16 protein-coding genes are annotated in these 14,924 nt (G+C 64.1%); 4 read left to right on the top strand and 12 right to left on the bottom strand.

All coding sequences use genetic code 11. The annotated features are described in order from the left end of the window. The first annotated feature begins 343 nt into the window (after positions 1-343). Genes DJ81_RS19095 through DJ81_RS05395 form a run of 4 tightly spaced genes read left to right on the top strand, consistent with a single transcriptional unit; the run spans position 344 to position 2,808 of the window. Entirely contained in the window at positions 344-481 is a 138-nt protein-coding gene (locus DJ81_RS19095) for a hypothetical protein (protein WP_170938251.1), read from the top strand. Continuing rightward, complete coding sequence (locus DJ81_RS05405) at positions 474-932, top strand: hypothetical protein (RefSeq protein WP_094588868.1); 459 nt, start codon at positions 474-476, stop codon at positions 930-932. The genes DJ81_RS19095 and DJ81_RS05405 overlap by 8 nt, the downstream gene beginning before the upstream one ends. Continuing rightward, entirely contained in the window at positions 929-1,147 is a 219-nt protein-coding gene (locus tag DJ81_RS05400; protein ID WP_094588866.1) for a hypothetical protein, read from the top strand. The genes DJ81_RS05405 and DJ81_RS05400 overlap by 4 nt, the downstream gene beginning before the upstream one ends. An 8-nt stretch (positions 1,148-1,155) precedes the next feature. After that, positions 1,156-2,808: a winged helix-turn-helix domain-containing protein gene (locus DJ81_RS05395; RefSeq protein ID WP_094588864.1), complete on the top strand. Its 1,653-nt coding sequence runs from the start codon at positions 1,156-1,158 to the stop codon at positions 2,806-2,808. Positions 2,809-3,279: 471 nt separating this feature from the next. Here the strand turns inward: DJ81_RS05395 and DJ81_RS05390 are convergent, their stop codons facing one another. From DJ81_RS05390 to DJ81_RS05330, 12 genes are all read right to left on the bottom strand, one after another. After that, complete coding sequence (locus DJ81_RS05390; protein ID WP_094588862.1) at positions 3,280-3,603, bottom strand: hypothetical protein; 324 nt, start codon at positions 3,601-3,603, stop codon at positions 3,280-3,282. Between the two features lie 4 nt (positions 3,604-3,607). Further along, positions 3,608-6,457 carry a hypothetical protein gene (locus DJ81_RS18720; RefSeq protein WP_141212543.1) on the bottom strand — a complete coding sequence of 950 codons (2,850 nt, stop codon included), beginning with the start codon at positions 6,455-6,457 and terminating at the stop codon, positions 3,608-3,610. A gap of 172 nt (positions 6,458-6,629) precedes the next feature. Further along, positions 6,630-7,622: an RNA helicase domain-containing protein gene (locus DJ81_RS05375; RefSeq protein ID WP_249269083.1), complete on the bottom strand. Its 993-nt coding sequence runs from the start codon at positions 7,620-7,622 to the stop codon at positions 6,630-6,632. Positions 7,623-7,738: 116 nt separating this feature from the next. Further along, a complete protein-coding gene (locus DJ81_RS05370; protein ID WP_249269082.1) occupies positions 7,739-8,554 on the bottom strand; it encodes a hypothetical protein in 816 nt (271 codons plus the stop codon). Further along, complete coding sequence (locus DJ81_RS05365; RefSeq protein WP_094588852.1) at positions 8,541-10,223, bottom strand: hypothetical protein; 1,683 nt, start codon at positions 10,221-10,223, stop codon at positions 8,541-8,543. Before DJ81_RS05365 ends, DJ81_RS05370 begins: the two co-directional genes overlap by 14 nt. After that, complete coding sequence (locus DJ81_RS05360) at positions 10,223-10,453, bottom strand: hypothetical protein (RefSeq protein ID WP_141212542.1); 231 nt, start codon at positions 10,451-10,453, stop codon at positions 10,223-10,225. Before DJ81_RS05360 ends, DJ81_RS05365 begins: the two co-directional genes overlap by 1 nt. Before the next feature lie 50 nt (positions 10,454-10,503). Then, the gene (locus DJ81_RS05355; protein WP_141212541.1) at positions 10,504-11,157 is read right to left on the bottom strand and encodes a hypothetical protein; all 654 of its coding nucleotides are present in this window, start codon (positions 11,155-11,157) and stop codon (positions 10,504-10,506) included. A gap of 48 nt (positions 11,158-11,205) precedes the next feature. Continuing rightward, positions 11,206-11,466 (bottom strand): hypothetical protein, encoded by a 261-nt coding sequence (locus DJ81_RS05350; protein ID WP_141212540.1) that lies wholly within the window; start codon positions 11,464-11,466, stop codon positions 11,206-11,208. Beyond that, positions 11,456-12,148, bottom strand: coding sequence for a hypothetical protein (locus tag DJ81_RS05345; protein ID WP_094588843.1), 693 nt, complete (start codon positions 12,146-12,148; stop codon positions 11,456-11,458). The genes DJ81_RS05350 and DJ81_RS05345 overlap by 11 nt, the downstream gene beginning before the upstream one ends. Then, positions 12,149-12,550 (bottom strand): hypothetical protein, encoded by a 402-nt coding sequence (locus DJ81_RS05340; protein WP_141212539.1) that lies wholly within the window; start codon positions 12,548-12,550, stop codon positions 12,149-12,151. A gap of 6 nt (positions 12,551-12,556) precedes the next feature. Continuing rightward, positions 12,557-12,925 (bottom strand): hypothetical protein, encoded by a 369-nt coding sequence (locus tag DJ81_RS05335; RefSeq protein ID WP_094588839.1) that lies wholly within the window; start codon positions 12,923-12,925, stop codon positions 12,557-12,559. Next, a complete protein-coding gene (locus DJ81_RS05330) occupies positions 12,926-14,494 on the bottom strand; it encodes a hypothetical protein (RefSeq protein WP_170938250.1) in 1,569 nt (522 codons plus the stop codon). Between the last annotated feature and the right edge of the window lie 430 nt (positions 14,495-14,924).

Raw genomic sequence — 14,924 nt, 5'->3', positions numbered from 1 at the left:
GGCGCACCGGAGATATCAGTCGATCGGGGGTTCAAATCCCTCCGGCCCCATAACGGTCTTCACTCTAACGTATCACTTCTTAGTAATAGCTATTCGACTAAAAACAGGTCCACAACCGGAGGGGTTCCGGCGTGAGCCTCGGTTACTCCGGCTCCTTCACCGCCTCAAAGTCACGAGAGTTCTGGTGTGACACCTGCGGCGCGCGGTGTACCCGAAGCATCAACGGCGATCTCGAGTACGGTCACCTGGTCGGATGCCCACACCGCCCCGACTCCTTCTCGAAAGGCACCTCGGACGGTGCTCGCCGGTACAAGCCCGACGACGTTGACGGGGGTGCGTCCGCGTGAGCGACGATTCCGGTCACGCGAGCTCGCTCGCGGAACAGCTCCGGCTCGCTAAGGAGAACGATAACCTCCCCGACGGGCTCGCGGACGAACTCGACGAGGAGGAAGACGACCAGGAGGGTTCAGTCGATGAGTAACCAGCCCTCCCTCGTCGAGGCGTCTCGTCCCGGCGGTCTCGTTATCGACGAGACGGGCGACCTCGCGGAACACCACGACCACGGAGCCGCCTACCGCGACGGCGAGTATTCCCTCGACGACACGGTCGACGTCCTCGAGGAGAGGTTCAACGATGTTCGCGACGATCTCCCCGACCAGGTCGGCGAGTGGACTCGCGACGGACACCGCCGCCGCGAGGAGGTCAGCGCGAGCTGGCAGATCGTCCACGAGAACGGAGACGAGGAGCGCCTTTCGCTGTTCCCACGTGGTCCGTGGCTCCACGCGTGGACACTCGGTATCACTCGGTGGAGAACCGAGAGTTCTGTTAGCGGGTGGGACATGAGCGGCTCCGTTATGGACGGCTCCGGGTACGAGACGCCGGCTGCGGCCCTTTCCGACGCCGTCGAGTACATGGAGGGTTCCGGCGAATGAGTGCGGACCAGCTCGGCCGAGAGCCCGTCGGCTCCGGTCACGCCGGCCCGCTCCTCCGCGCTCGGTGTACTGGGTGTGGGAAGACCTCAGAGAAGCGGACCGTCGAGATCGTCGGCGACACGTCGAGCGGCTCGTTCAAGCACGTTTGTCACTCCTGCCAGAGCGTCACCTGGTGGAACGTCCTCCGCGTCCTCGAGGAGCGTGGTTCGGCGTGAGTATCGACATGCCCTCGACGCCGGACGCCACGATCGGGACGCTCCCCGACCCGCGCCTCGAGGACCGCGTCGCTCCTGAGCCCGCCGCCCACGGCGCCGGCGTTCAGGCCGTTCTCAACGACGCGAGCCGGGATCTCTCGGTGTACTCCGCGCTCCACCAGCTTTGGTACGACGTCGTCGGCGATCGTGAGGAGGAACCCGGGATCGCTGCGGTCGTCGACTTCGACGATCTCCCGTGGCTCGAGGCGCCGACGCCCGGCCGCGAGTGGGTCGTGAAGCTCACCTCGTCGCGGTGGAAGGCCGGAACCGGCACCGGAGACGACTACTCCGCGTACTACGAGTACCTCCTCACGTTCCGGGAGCGAGACGAGGACGGCGACCTCCACAAGACCGGACAAGCGTGTTCGGTTCGCGCGCTCCCGCAGTTCGCCGATCTCAACTACAAGGACGGCGAGAGCCTCACGCTACAGTACGGAGAGGGGAGTCTCGTGAAGTGCCAAACGACGTGGGCGGACTCCTCCGACGAGGTCGAAGCGCGGATGTTCGACGTCCTCGAGCTGGTTCTCGACGTCGACCGCGGTCGGCTCCTCGCCGATCGGAACGACGAGAGCCGGCGCCTCACGAAAGTGGAGGCTCACCACCGGTTTGATATCGGATGGAAGCGCCAGGTCGTCGAGACGATCGACCAGACTCGAGAGCTGATAGCCTACGGCGGTCAGTCGGAGATCGAAGCGCACCAGCTCCGCCAGCGCGAGGGATACCTGGAGGCGCTCCTCGACGCCGACCGGTGGCACCTTCTCGGGTTCCCCCGGACGTCGTACGATATCGAATTGAAGTGCTATCAGGCCGCCGGATGGACAGAGATCCCGCGCGAGGACCCGGCTCACCACCCGAAGCTCGAGGCGTCGTTCGCCGGCGCCACCGGCGACTCCGCGCTCCCGCACGTCGACGAGTGGGACGAGGTCATTCAAACGCTCCGAGAGGTCGTGTCGAGCCACCTTGAGTGGGCGGGCGTCGGTCGCGAGGAGCTAATCGCCGACGACTATCAGCCCGGACCCGCCTCCGCGGAGTATCGATATACGCACCCTGCCGGACGGCGTGCGCAACTTCGGGAGCGGTACGAGGCCGTCGGGACGGAGATCCACCGCGAGGCTCTCAAGGCGAATACCCAGGCCGTGTACGATATCCTCCGCGTCGTCGCGACCGAGAGCGGTGCGTCGTACGACACGCTCGAAGAGCGAACAGGTCTCGCCCGCTCGACGATCCGCTACCACGTTTCCCGACTCGCGGAGATCGGAGTCTGTGAGAAGGTCTCGAATCCGGTTCTGGTCGTATTCCCCTCGCTCGCGGTGCTTGACGAGGCGGAGGATATCCTCCGGCGGATCTACCCGGACGACCAGGTGGACGACATGATGGAACGCGCGGAGGAGCGGCGCGAACGTCGCGAGGAGCGCGACGATCCGAGCTCCGTCGACGACCAGGAGGAGAGCGACGACCAGGAGGACGACGCCGGCGACGGAGATCGTGGTCGGACCTCCGAGTGGGCGTACTTCCGCGACCTCTCGATCGAGCCGCACCAGCTCGCGAACGCGCTCGACCGCGAGTACCTGGACGGTGACGAGGTCCGCGTGAGGACCGATCGGCGAGACTGGGTCGAGTAACGGCGCTCGACGCCACGGGCTCGCGTCGGTCGGTAGCTTCGCCTCTCTCTTTTTTCGTGGTCTTAACCAACACTTCGCGCCTCTCACCCTCCGATGTTGGTTAACCGGGTGCGTCGGCGCCGCCGATCGCGCGTCGATCCGGCCGCAGAGTGAGTTTTGCCCACCTACCGACTGTATTTTAAAACATAATGTTTCCTAATGGGTTGTCGCGGATCGCGCTTTTTGCAGGGTGTAGCGTCGCGAGATCGGCCGTCTGAGCGTCTGCGGTGCGTGGGTAGGTTAGCAGGGGACCCTACGGGTGTAGCCCCTAAGGGGGAGAACAATAACGACCGGAGCCAGAACGGCTCCGGTCTACCGCACCACACCGCTCCGCACGTGGAACCTACAGGACGGGCGTACGAGGCCCTCTCCGCGGTAAGAGCGCCGTGTTCGGGAGGGCGGTACTCCGAGAAAGCACCTTGTCAGATAGCCTTACGACGTGACCCGCTCGACGATCCACCGGAACGCCTTCTTACCCGGTCCGGTCGCAAAGTCGACTCCCTCGCTGAGTGCGAACTGTGCGTGGTCGACCAGCGTCCCGACGTTCGGCGACGCCCACCCGAGCCCAATCACGACAGCGCCGACGACCAGGAGGACCAGTACCTCCCGCGTGAGCGTTCCGAGCACGCCCGACACGACACGCGCCAGGCCGACCGCCCTATACACGTAGAACGCCGCAACGACCAGCGTCGCCGCCATGGCGACCTGTGTGCCGAGCCCCAGCGACGTCACGAGTCCGTGGACGGTCCCGAACATGGTCTTAGTCGTTCCCTCGGTCGAACCCGTCTCCGAGCGTTACCTGTGTATCCGGCGTACGAGCCTCCTCGCGACGCGCCCGTAACCAGTTCCGGACGAACCACGCGATACCGATTCCGCCGCCGGCGACCAGGAGCGGCGCCATGGTCGAGATACCCTCGCGGAGCCCGCCAAGTATCACGCCGGGGGAGAGCGTCTCGAGGGCCCACACGCCCGTGAGGATGCCGACGACGGCCCACACCGGCAGCGGGACATTACCCTGAGTCCGCTGGTCGACCTGCCACAGTCCGAGGAGGAGCACCGCGGCGACGACGACCGAAACGACGTTGCTCGAGAGCGCCGCCTGGACGACGCTCCCCGCCGCGTCTCCGGTCGGTTCGTATCCGAGCTCGAGCGCGCGGACGAACGGAGACTCTCCCGGCGCGAGCACGTGAATCGCGACCGCCGACAGCGAGGTCGCCGTGATCGGCAGGAGTCGCCCGCCGACACCGAACCGTCGGCCGACAAGCGCGGTCCCGATTAGAACGAGGCCGATCCCACCGAAAGCGACCACCAGCGGCAGCGTGTTCCTCGTGTCAGTCGGACCCCCGACCGGCCCCGACCCAGCCGCGTCACGTTGTTCGATCGAGTACGTCTCTTTCGCCCCGGATGCGACGAACGTCACCGGCGACTGTGCCCGAGCCGCGTCGACTTCCACGTCGCGCGTCTCCGACCACAGTGCATACCGGTCGCCGCTGATTGTGTCGTAGTACGTCACCTCGAGCCGATCCGCCCCGATCGTGTTGCCGTCCCGAACTGAGAACCGCGGCTCGCTCGCATCATCCATCAGAACCTCCACAGCCCCCACGTTCGGCTCGACGGAGATCGGGGACGACCGAACCGTCATGGTCGACCCCTCGTTCGCATCAGGAGCCCTCAGTATCTGAGTCCCGCTCTCCGTGATCTCCGCGTGCGCCGACTCACCACTCCACGACTCCTCCGTGGTGTAGTGGATTCGATCGCCGGTTGCGGTTCCGTCGACGCGGAGTCCCCACATCCCGCCCTCAGTCATATTCGTGATCTTCACCTCGGTCGCGAGCTTGTCTCCCTCAACCGTCGGCTCCACGATCTCCACGGCGCCGTCGTACGTCCGGATCTTGTGGCCCGTCGCGCTCACCTCGACCGTGGTATCAGCGCCCACGTCGCCAAGTTGGACCTCAAGGTCCGTTCCGTTCAGCTCGTGACTCGGCGGCGCCTGCCACTCGCCACCTCCGACGCGGTATTCTACGTTGTTGATCTCCGCGACCCGGTCGTCGAACGTGAGCACCGCGTTCGCGTCCGAGACCGACGACGGGAACGTTTGCGACACGTTGAACGTCTCCGTCCAGGAGGTCGCGTTGACGTCGACAGACTGAGTCGTCCCGCTCGCGTCGTGCTGGTACTCAAATCCGACCAGTGACTCCGGCCCCGTCGCCGGCGAGTTCGTGTTGATCGTCACCGTGTTGGTTCCGTTTTCGAGCCAAGCCTCGTTCGTGGCGAGGCTCGTCGTCTCTCCGTCCGCGAGCGTCCCGTCGTAGGTAGTCGTGTAACCGTTCACATCCACGACGGGGTCACTAGTGCCGGTTTGCTCGACGTAGTCGATATTTACATCAACGTTTCCAGAAGTTGTGGAAACATCAAATGTAGATGTATCTCTTGTTAGGTCGACATACCGTGTTACAGATTGACCATCAGACAGAACGCCGTTGTAACTGACAGATTCACCCGTGTCGAACGTAACGGTCGGATCTTCAGTCTCAATACCGGGATCTCTTTCATATCCAGTATTATCAATCGTATTCTTCCCAAGAGCATTACCAAGGGTTAGATTCACATCATGCGTTCCTTCGCTTAAGTGATTAGAAATTCCCTGTTTTGACGTGTTACCGCTGTTAACAGTTGTCGACCCGACCACAGTCCCGTCGATCTTTAGTTCTAATTCGCCTGTTGCTTCCAATGAGCCATCTGGTTGGAAGTAGAAAAAGTAGTCTGCGCCGCCAGATTCGGTCACATTAATAGTGTCTGTATAGAGTGTATCAGGGGCTGTACTATCATCTTCAATGCTATCTGTGCTGAATATGGTATTATTTTCATTTCCGGTCAGTTCGACCGGAATCTGACCGTCTGAAGGCCCAACGGGATTTTTGTTTCCGCCAATGTCGATTCCGAAAGAGTCGCCGTTAGTTGCCGATTTGGATACGGTAACTGAGTTATCATTAGTCACGCCCGTCACATTGATCGAATAGTCGTCAACTCCCTCGAGAGAGTCGAGCTGGTATTCGTACGTCGTTCCGTCTCCATCTGCGGAGCCGGTGAGCTCGATCCCGCCGGAGAAAGTGACCGTATTCGACGAGAACTCCGGGACGTTCCACCGCGCGACCGTGCCGTCGACCTCGATCGGACTCTGCCACTCCTCGCCGGAGTCGTGGACGCCGTACGCGACCTCCGGCGTGTATCCGACGCCCGCCTCGAGGACGTCCGTCTCCACGGCGATGTCGCGGCCGTCGTGGACCTCGTCGTCCTGGAGGACGATCGCCACGTCGTCGTCGGCGACGACGCTGCCGTTCTCCATGTACTTGTCCGCTCGCTCCGGCGTCGTCACGACGATCTCCAGCGTGTCGGCATGGTCGCCGGCGTACACCGCTCCCTCGAGGTCACTCGCTCGGAGTGGCGAGTCCGTACCGCTCGGAAGGTCCTCGGAGATCTGGTCGTTCCCGAGCGCGACCATTCCGCTCGGTCCCGCCGTCTGTCCCGAGACCGCTGCCGCTCCGAGCGGACTCGCGAGCATCGACACGAACATGACGACCGCAAATGCGATCGCAGCCGCGCGCTTCATGCTCGCACCTCCGTCTGTCCGCGCGCACCCGGGGGGACCCCTGGGTGCGTATCCAATACGCGTGCGCGTGTTGGCGAGCTCGCGCTCGCCGCCGGCCGCCTGCGGACGCCTGTTTGAACTGTTCGACCCCGGGTCTCCTCGAGCGTCTCGTCGTTGATTTTATTTTTTAGCATCAGCGCACCTCCGGCGCGATCTTCAGTTTGTACGAGCTCGGGCTCGGCATGTCGTCCCAGCCGAAGCTCTCAAAGTTGGATTCGGTGTACATCAGCGCCTCACCGACGTCGCACCGTGACGTCACGTCGTGATTCATCCGGACCGATTCGAACCCGACCACGTCGCTCGCTTTCGTCGGGTTCGCCGTTCCGGGCATCTGGACACGCCAGCGAAGCTTTCGCCGGATCATCTGGTGGACGTCCGTCTCCGAGTGCGCGAACGCGAACGTCGAGAGACCGAACTTCCGGGCGTCGACCCACGTGTCTTTCAGTAGCTCGACTTTCTGATACGTCCCGAACGAGTCCTTACTCGCCGACTGTGGACACAGGTCGCCGATCTCGTCGCACACCCACGACGTCCAGTGGTGCGGACCGTGTTCGACGCGAGCCAGGAACCACGCGAACCACCAGTGGTTCGCCGGGTCCGCCTCCGAGAACAGCGTCTCCCGCTTCGGCGGCGTGTCGTACTGTTTCTCCGGGCTATCCTCGTACACGTCCTGACACCCGCGCATCAACGGGTCCGGGTACACGACGTGGAGCGCGCCCTCGTCGAGCGTCTTGTTGAGCTCCCGCGGGTCGGAGTACCGACGCACCTCGCGCACGATCTCCGTGAGCTCGTCGACGTCGATCTCCACCGCCTGCCGTGTCGGCACCTTCGGCTCGAGGCGCACTCTCATGTCCACACCCGCCGGGAGGTACAGTGTCGTCCACGGCGCCAGCGGCAGCCACTCCGACCTCGAGGAAGACCCGCGCCACACGACTTTCTCGCCGTTGGTCTCTAGGAGCCGGACCGTGAGGTAGTTCGCCAGCGTCGACTTTCCGGTCCCGGGCTTCCCCCGAGCTAGCCAGTCCGTCCCGCCGTCGACCTCGTTGGACGGTGAGTCCCAACTGTGCTCGAGGCAGTTCGGAATGACACTCGGCCATTCGAACCCCTCGCGATCCCACGGCGCCATACCGAACTCCTCGCGCATGGACCGCGCGTCGGTCCAAGACTTAAGCGTGATCGGTTCCCGGAACTCTCCGAGAACCTCCGATTTTACCGATTCAACCGTCGTCTGTCGTTTCGAACTCATAGTGTGGTCGTGGACGTCTCCTCTAGCTGTTCGTTCGCCTGTTCCTTTGCGCGACCAGCGAGGTCGCGTACGCCGCGGTTGAACACCGGTATCAGGTAGTGCGCGGCGAACAGCTCCCGACCGCGCCGATCACTCTGGCCGGCGTCGGTGAGGAGGCGACGTGTCGACCGCTCACCGTAGCACCGGGTCACGAACTCCTCGTCGATCTCCCCGTGCGTTGCGAGCTCGAGGTCGTGCCCCCAGTCCAGTATCGCCTCCCGGTCGTCGAACCCGTCCAGGAGCGCCTCCAGCGTCGACTCCTGGTTTTCGTGGAGTTCGTGAATCGCCGGGCGCATGGCGACGAACTGTTGCTTTCCGGGCGCGTGTTGGTCCGAGTCGCCGTTATCGACGTACTCGCCAGCGTCCGCTCGGAGCTCCCGAAACGCACGGTGTGCCGCCGGTCGGATCGTCTTCGCTGAGAGCTGCCGACGGAACTCGCGCGCCTTCGCCTCCGCGAGGTCGCGGGTCCGGTAGTTCGGCCGCAGGAGCGTGGACACCAGCGTCCGCTCCTGGTCACTCGAGGGGACGCCTCGGAACTGGCGTGCCATCTGGTGAAACCAGTCCTGTGGCATTTCTCCGAGCGTCCGGACCGCGAGTTCCTGAGTCCACAGGAGAATCTCTCTCCGGCTCCCGAACCCACGGAGGAGACGTCGCTCCGAGTCGCGAACGTCCTCGACAAGTTTGACCAGCGCCGGGCGGTACGAGCCGCCCTCGAGCTCCTCCGCCGGATCAAACTTCCCGTCGACCTCCGCCGCCGATTCAGTCGTCGCCACCGGTGGCACCTCCGTTCGGTCCGGCCTCGCCCGGGAGATCGTCCTCGTCGGCGTCGATGCTGAACATCTCGTCGACGAGCGTTCCGTCGCGCTTGTCGACCGCGTCCATCTTCTCCTTCTCGGTCGTGATCTCCGAGCGAATACGCTTCTCGCGCTCCGCTTCGATCGTCTCAGCGTCGTCGGTCTCCTCCGCCAAGTGCAGCGCCGTCGTGCGAGCGGCGCGGTAGTGGGCCGGAGCGGCCCACACACGGGCGTAAGCCTCCTTCGGACGGAGGCCGATCCATCCGACGCCGGCCGCAACCGCGAGGAGCCCTCCGAGGCCCGCGAACAGTTGCGTCGCCACGTACGCCACGATCGCGACCAAGACGACTTTCGTCGCGAGCGACACGTAGTCGTCGCGCTCCTCGAGGTCGGGAAGCGATAGGTCGAACCCTTCCGGTTCGTAGGTGACGATCGACGGAGAGAGCGGGTGAACGTACGCACGCATGTCCACGCGTCCCGTCCGTACCGTCGCCTGGCAGCGGAGCGGGTCCCTATAGGTATCCGTCTCCCCGTGTTCGTCGGCCTCCTCATGGCCCGGGTTCACAGTTCGGAGGTTCGCGGCCCCTCCGGTCACAAACCGCGCGAGGAACGCTAGAACGCCTTTCGAGGCCACTTTCGCCGGCTCTTCCGGGCGGTCGATTATTGTGAGTTCGCGCTCGTCCGAGGCGAGTTGGTCGACGCCGACCTCGTCCGACGGCATGGTCGCCTGTTCTATCTCGTCCCGTTCGAACCGGACTAGTCGAGTGTGCTGTTCGAACGTCTCCAGCATCAACACGAACAGGAACAGGAGCGCGTACAGCACCATGGCGTACGGATACTGGACGAGGAACCGCGTCACATTCCCCCACGCGCTCGCCACGCCGAACGCCCCGATAAGCGCGAACACCGCTATCCACGCGCCGTATCCGTATCCCGGTCCTTTCCCGGTCCGAGCGATCACTCGCTTCGACCCGTACAGCGAGACGACGCCCCCGAGACCCAGCGGTAGCATGAACACCGCCATAGACCACCGGAGGAGGCCGCCCCAGTTCCCGAACGGGAGCTCCTGAGTGGTCGCCGTCGACCGGTGTTCGAAGTTCCACCGGAGCTCGTCGCTGTCGCCGACCCACATGGTCACTTGTTGCCCGTCCTGTGACTCCGGGATCGGGACCTCCTCGAGCACCCACCCGCGCTGAAGCGTCACGTTGTGCTCGCTCGTCGTGACGTTCCGCGCGACCTGTTCCGTCGTCGTCGTGTTCGTCTCGGAGTTGTGTACCTCCCGCTCGTCGACGTTGTACGTCGCGACCGTCACGGTCACCTCCTCCCGCTCCTGGACGTTGATCGTCCGGAGGTACACCGAGTTCCGGTTTACCACGTCGTCGGGCGATAGGTACAGCCACTGATCGTCGTCCGGATTCCCGGGGTCCCCCGAGATTCCTGCCGGCCAGTGGACGACCCAGTACATCCGCTCGTCTTCTATCCGCACCGACGGCGGCGAATTACTGTAGCTCGTCCCCTCCTGGCGAAGCTCCTCGAGCGTGAGGTCCGACTCCGAACTGGACGTTTCCTGTGCCGTCACCGCCACGCCGGCGGCGCCGACCAGGACCACGACCGCGACGATCGCGAGCACCCACCGCCCGCGACGCATTAGATCGGCCCTCCGTACCGCCAGGTCCCGGCGTAGACGACCGTCTGCCGGACGAGTTCACTTAACCAGTCGAGGAGGTACATGAGCACAAACACCGACGCGAGTGCCGCGCCGAACGATATCGCCCCCGCGTCGAGGATCGCCAACTGTCCGAGTAGCCAGAACACGATCGCGGCGGACACACACCGACCGAGCACGTCGAGGTACGCACGGTCCGTTAGGCCACTCACGTCCCGCTCCTGAGCCGGAACAGCGACCGGGAGAGTGAGGAGAGGTTCCATTAGCGGAGTCCCTCCTCGAAGTTGTCCGACGCGAACCCCAACGCGAGGGAGATCACGCCGAGCATGATAGCCACCCAGTACGCCGGAGACATGGACCGGAGCACGTCCGGAACGAACGCGTCGACGAGCGGCAGCGACCCGCCAGTCGACACGAATCCGAGCACCGTCGCGAAGATCGCGGCGGTGAACCCGGGAGCATCCGCGAACAGTCCGAGTCCGAATCCGAGAAGCTCACCGCCGACGAGGGCGACCGAGATCACGCCGACGACCGCCGTCACGAGGATCGTCGTCACGACGCCCCCGAACTGGAGAATCGGCTCCCGGATCGCGTCCTGGAGCCCGTCGACCATGCCGCGGCCGGTCTCGACGTCGTCGGCGACTCGAGTCCAAGTGTACCCGCCGTAGCCGACGATCCCGAGGCCGGCCCATACGCGCCCGGGTCCGACGGCCCACGCGAACGCGTTCGTCACGTCTGAGGCCGTGTACGACAGGTACAGGATGTACGCGAGGCCGGCGAGCGTCACTCCCCAGCCGGCAGCTCCGATCCGCGAGTCGCCGACGCCCGTAAAGGCGCCCTCGTCGTCCGACGTCGTTTGTCCGACGACGATCGCCACGACTCCGAGGAGGAGGAGCGACCACCCCCAAATCGACATTGTTACTCCGAACAGGGTCACGCCCGCCATGGCGCACCCCCGTTCGGTCTATTCGTCACCGTCTGCGATTCTGGTTTCATATACGTTGATGAGCACGTTTGTCACGTACAGCGACGCCGCTGCGACCGCCAGGAGCGTGACTATCTCCTCGTTTATCCACGATACCTCAGGAGCTATCCACGACGCCGAGACCGCCAGCGGCGTGTACAGCTCCGTTCCGAGCATCAGCATGAAGTCCCCGCCGGTGAGGAGGCCGTCCAACACGACTCCGAATCCGACTGGGACGCCTATCAGGTCTTTAACTGTCATCTGAGCCTCCGTTGGGTTCACCACGAACAGCTCGCGACGCCCCCGATAGGACCTGCCGTGCGATACGGACCGGTGCAAGAGCTAGGTCCCTGCCGAGTTGGGCGTTCTGAGTTATCGCCTCCGTCGGAAGATACGTCTCTAAGAACCCCCACAGAACGCCGATAACCACCGCCACGACGACGAGGACGGCGACCCAGCCTGACAGTGCCACGAACGGCGCCGCGAGCCCGGTGCTCGCCACTGCGGCCTCAACGGATAACCGGATCGACACGAGCGTTCCGATTATCGGGTCGGTAAAGGCGTCGTACAGTTCCCCGAAGGGGGTGACAATCGACGCCCAGAACGACTGTGAGACTATCTCGACCGCGGAGAGTATCTCCCCGAACAGGTACTCGGCGATTGAGAGGACAGCCCCGACCAATTCGGTGAGGATGATCTCCACCACTATTTCGCGGAACGAGTCGGCCGAATCGAGCCGATCCGCGAAATCAGTGAGTGCAGCCCACAAACTGGCGCTGATACCGAGTGCGCCCAGCACCATTCCGCGGGTTATCCCTCCGGAGCTCCCGCTCGAGCTCCCTCCGTCGTCGGTGCTGCCGCCGTCGTCGGTGCTGCCGCCGTCGTCGGTACTGCCGCCGTCGTCAGTTCCTCCACCTCCACCTCCAGCGTCAAAGACACCCATTTAGAGCACCTCGAGGAGTTCGTTGAGTACGAGGAACCACACGACGACGAACACCGCTGCCGCCACGAACCCTAACAGTCCGAGGTCTGGCAGCGACGCACCAGCGGAGTCGAATGAGGTCGAGAACACCGACGGCCAGAAGCCCACGACCTCCTCCGCGAGTCTCGCGTACACGTCTCCAACCGCGTCGATCCCTTTCCGCGGGAGTGCAAGAACCCCCGAGACGATCCGGCCGAGCGTCTCCGAGACGATCAGCACCGCGATCGTCATCAGGTACGCCACGAGAGACCTCCAGTCGACGGTACCGTTCGTCACGAACCTTTTCGCCGACCCGAGGTCGAAGCTCGTGAGAATCCCGCCACTGGTCGCACCTCCAGAGTCGGCCGGTTCGTTGGGAGACATGACTTGCTACCTCCACGGAAGCAGTTGGTCGAGGAGCGGGATCTCCGGGTCGACAGTCGTCCAGATAACCCACGAGACACCGACCACACCAACCCCGACTGCGAACGCCGCGATACCGAACTCTCCGAGCTCTGCGGCCGTCGTGGTCGCCCCAGCCTCGAGGATTACAATCGGCCCCTCAGCGACGAGCTGCTCAATGAAGTCCCGCACCGACCCTAGAGCCGATATGACCTCGCCGACCTGGTCGGTCGCCGTCGCCACGAGACCGGAGACACCCGCCGCGAAAGCGAGCAACGGGGCCGTGATAACCCGGCGGAGCGCGTCCGTCACGGAGGTCCCCTTCGCAGCCTCGACGTACGTGTCGCCGGACGACATCTATGCCCCTCCGCGAAGCATCCTAATCAGCCCGAGGCCCGCGATCGACCCCGCGATCGCTCCCGGGATCGATAGCAGTTTGGAGAACCACCCTCCGCCCTGCCGTCCGGTCGGCCCCATGGCCGCTCCGCTCGAGACGACCAGTTCGTCCGCCTCGTCGCTCCGCAGGAGTACGTCCTCCGAGAGCGAGAACACGCCCGACGAGGAGATCGTCGTCGAGAGCTCCACCTCGTCGCCGATCGACCCGTCCGTGTACGTCGACCGCCGTGACGTCCACTCGACGTCGTCGGTCTCGTCGACCGCGACCGTGTCGTCGAGACTGGTCGCGATCTCCATGTTGAGGTAGCGACCGCTCGGGTGCGCGACCTCGTCGATCCACCGGTCGAGCGTGATCGACAGGTCGTACGCCGAGTCGAGGTCGAAGTTGTACACCGCCTGGAGGCGGTGCTCGTACTCGTACCGGTCCGGTTGAGTGAGCTCCAGCGAGACGCCGGTCGCGCCGATCTCCGCGTCCGGATACTCCACCTGGTGGAGCGTCGCATCCGAGAGCCGCCCCGAATCGTACAGCGTGTCGAGCGACGTGATACCGAAGTATCCGACCTGTTCCGTGACCGAGCGAGTGGCGACCTCGTCGTCGGAGTTGAGGTACTCGCGGGTGCCGAAGTCCCACGCCGACGACGACTCCAGGTTTAGCGCGTGGAACGTGAGGTCCGCGTTCCCCTCCGCGATCGTCACGGAGATCTCCTCGAGCGTGTCGAGGTCCTGGCCGCCGGTGAGCTCTCCGAGCTGCTGCTGGTAGAGCACGCCTTGGCCCTGTGCCGTCGCGATCGTCGCGTCGCTCGCCGAGTCCGCCGACGAGTCGATCGTCGCGACCACCGAGTTCGCCGACGCGTCCGTGACCTCCACGTCTACAACCGCGCTCGAGTCCAGCGTGTCGACGTTGAGAATCAACTGGAGCATCGACCGCTGTTCCCCGTCGCCGATCGTGAAGTCCGAGAACGTCGAGACCGCCGTGTCACCGGAGCCCTGGCCGGACGTCGCGATCCGGAGTCGGTCGTCCGACGCGTCCTCGAGCGTGAGTGTCCCCGCGGTCGAGCTGGAGTCGGTCGTCCAGAACTCCGCGTCGAGCGCCGACCCGTCCTCCTCATTCCCGTCCCCGTCCGTCGTCGTGAGGTCGCGCGGGAACGCTCGCCGGTCCGAAAAGTGGACTCGGTCCGCGCGAATACGCACCGGGTTGTGCGGCGTCGTCTCGTCGTCGTTCGACGCGAGCGAGGCCGTCTCCAGCTCCGCCTCGGAGTCGTCGTCCGCTATATACCCGAAGTCGGGGAACTCGGGGTTGTGCTCCTCGACGGTCACCGTCCCGACCGCTGTCGGGTTGTGAGCGTACTCCGAGTCGAAGTTGATCGTCTGACTCGACTGTGCCGAGACCGTCCCGGCCCCCGCTGCCGTCGCCGCGGTCATGCCGACCGCGACCGCGAACCCTCGTCGAGTCATGTTGGCGTCGAGAGCCTCGTCTGCCGCGTCTGTGGTTTCGATCTGTTCGTTCTCGTCGCTGGTTGTGTCGGTCATATCGTCGGAAAAGTGGGATTTTCCGCCGCCCGCGGCGTAGTTACTCGTCTCTCTCAGGTCCTCAACGTACGAACAGAAGCCCTCACCGACCACGATCCCGTCCGGATCCCAAGTCACGTGTCGCCTCCGTGGTTAGACCAGTCGGTCCACCGCTTCGCCTCGCCATCGGACTCTTTCTCCGAGCCCGTGTCGTTGTCGTTCATGCCTTTCACCGGCTCGCCGCGTGAGCCGATATAAAAGACGAGCCGTCAGCGAGCGGATAAAACGGCAGAACCCAACGGGTGTGAGAACGTCGTTCGCCACTATCGTCCACGCAGGATGAAGAAGACAGCTTCACAGTGGTGATTCAGATGTGAAGTTGCGATTTCGGACGTGTGTCCATTTCTATGGAAATGCCGAAGGTACGGCGGTTGAGATTCAAAAATCGGTG

Source organism: Halorubrum sp. Hd13 (assembly GCF_002252755.1).
Lineage (GTDB): Archaea > Halobacteriota > Halobacteria > Halobacteriales > Haloferacaceae > Halorubrum.
The sequence above is the reverse complement of the archived record's forward strand: the minus strand, read 5'-3'. Positions and strand labels throughout refer to the sequence as shown.

What these genes read in the sequence shown, in the direction of transcription:
- DJ81_RS05405 (WP_094588868.1), top strand. Translation starts at nt 474, where the DNA reads ATGAGTAACCAGCCCTCCCTCGTCGAGGCGTCTCGTCCCGGCGGTCTC.
- DJ81_RS05400 (WP_094588866.1), top strand. Translation starts at nt 929, where the DNA reads ATGAGTGCGGACCAGCTCGGCCGAGAGCCCGTCGGCTCCGGTCACGCC.
- DJ81_RS05395 (WP_094588864.1), top strand. Translation starts at nt 1,156, where the DNA reads ATGCCCTCGACGCCGGACGCCACGATCGGGACGCTCCCCGACCCGCGC.
- DJ81_RS05390 (WP_094588862.1), bottom strand. Translation starts at nt 3,603, where the DNA reads ATGTTCGGGACCGTCCACGGACTCGTGACGTCGCTGGGGCTCGGCACA.
- DJ81_RS18720 (WP_141212543.1), bottom strand. Translation starts at nt 6,457, where the DNA reads ATGAAGCGCGCGGCTGCGATCGCATTTGCGGTCGTCATGTTCGTGTCG.
- DJ81_RS05375 (WP_249269083.1), bottom strand. Translation starts at nt 7,622, where the DNA reads ATGGCGCCGTGGGATCGCGAGGGGTTCGAATGGCCGAGTGTCATTCCG.
- DJ81_RS05365 (WP_094588852.1), bottom strand. Translation starts at nt 10,223, where the DNA reads ATGCGTCGCGGGCGGTGGGTGCTCGCGATCGTCGCGGTCGTGGTCCTG.
- DJ81_RS05355 (WP_141212541.1), bottom strand. Translation starts at nt 11,157, where the DNA reads ATGTCGATTTGGGGGTGGTCGCTCCTCCTCCTCGGAGTCGTGGCGATC.
- DJ81_RS05350 (WP_141212540.1), bottom strand. Translation starts at nt 11,466, where the DNA reads ATGACAGTTAAAGACCTGATAGGCGTCCCAGTCGGATTCGGAGTCGTG.
- DJ81_RS05345 (WP_094588843.1), bottom strand. Translation starts at nt 12,148, where the DNA reads ATGGGTGTCTTTGACGCTGGAGGTGGAGGTGGAGGAACTGACGACGGC.
- DJ81_RS05340 (WP_141212539.1), bottom strand. Translation starts at nt 12,550, where the DNA reads ATGTCTCCCAACGAACCGGCCGACTCTGGAGGTGCGACCAGTGGCGGG.
- DJ81_RS05335 (WP_094588839.1), bottom strand. Translation starts at nt 12,925, where the DNA reads ATGTCGTCCGGCGACACGTACGTCGAGGCTGCGAAGGGGACCTCCGTG.
- DJ81_RS05330 (WP_170938250.1), bottom strand. Translation starts at nt 14,494, where the DNA reads ATGACCGACACAACCAGCGACGAGAACGAACAGATCGAAACCACAGAC.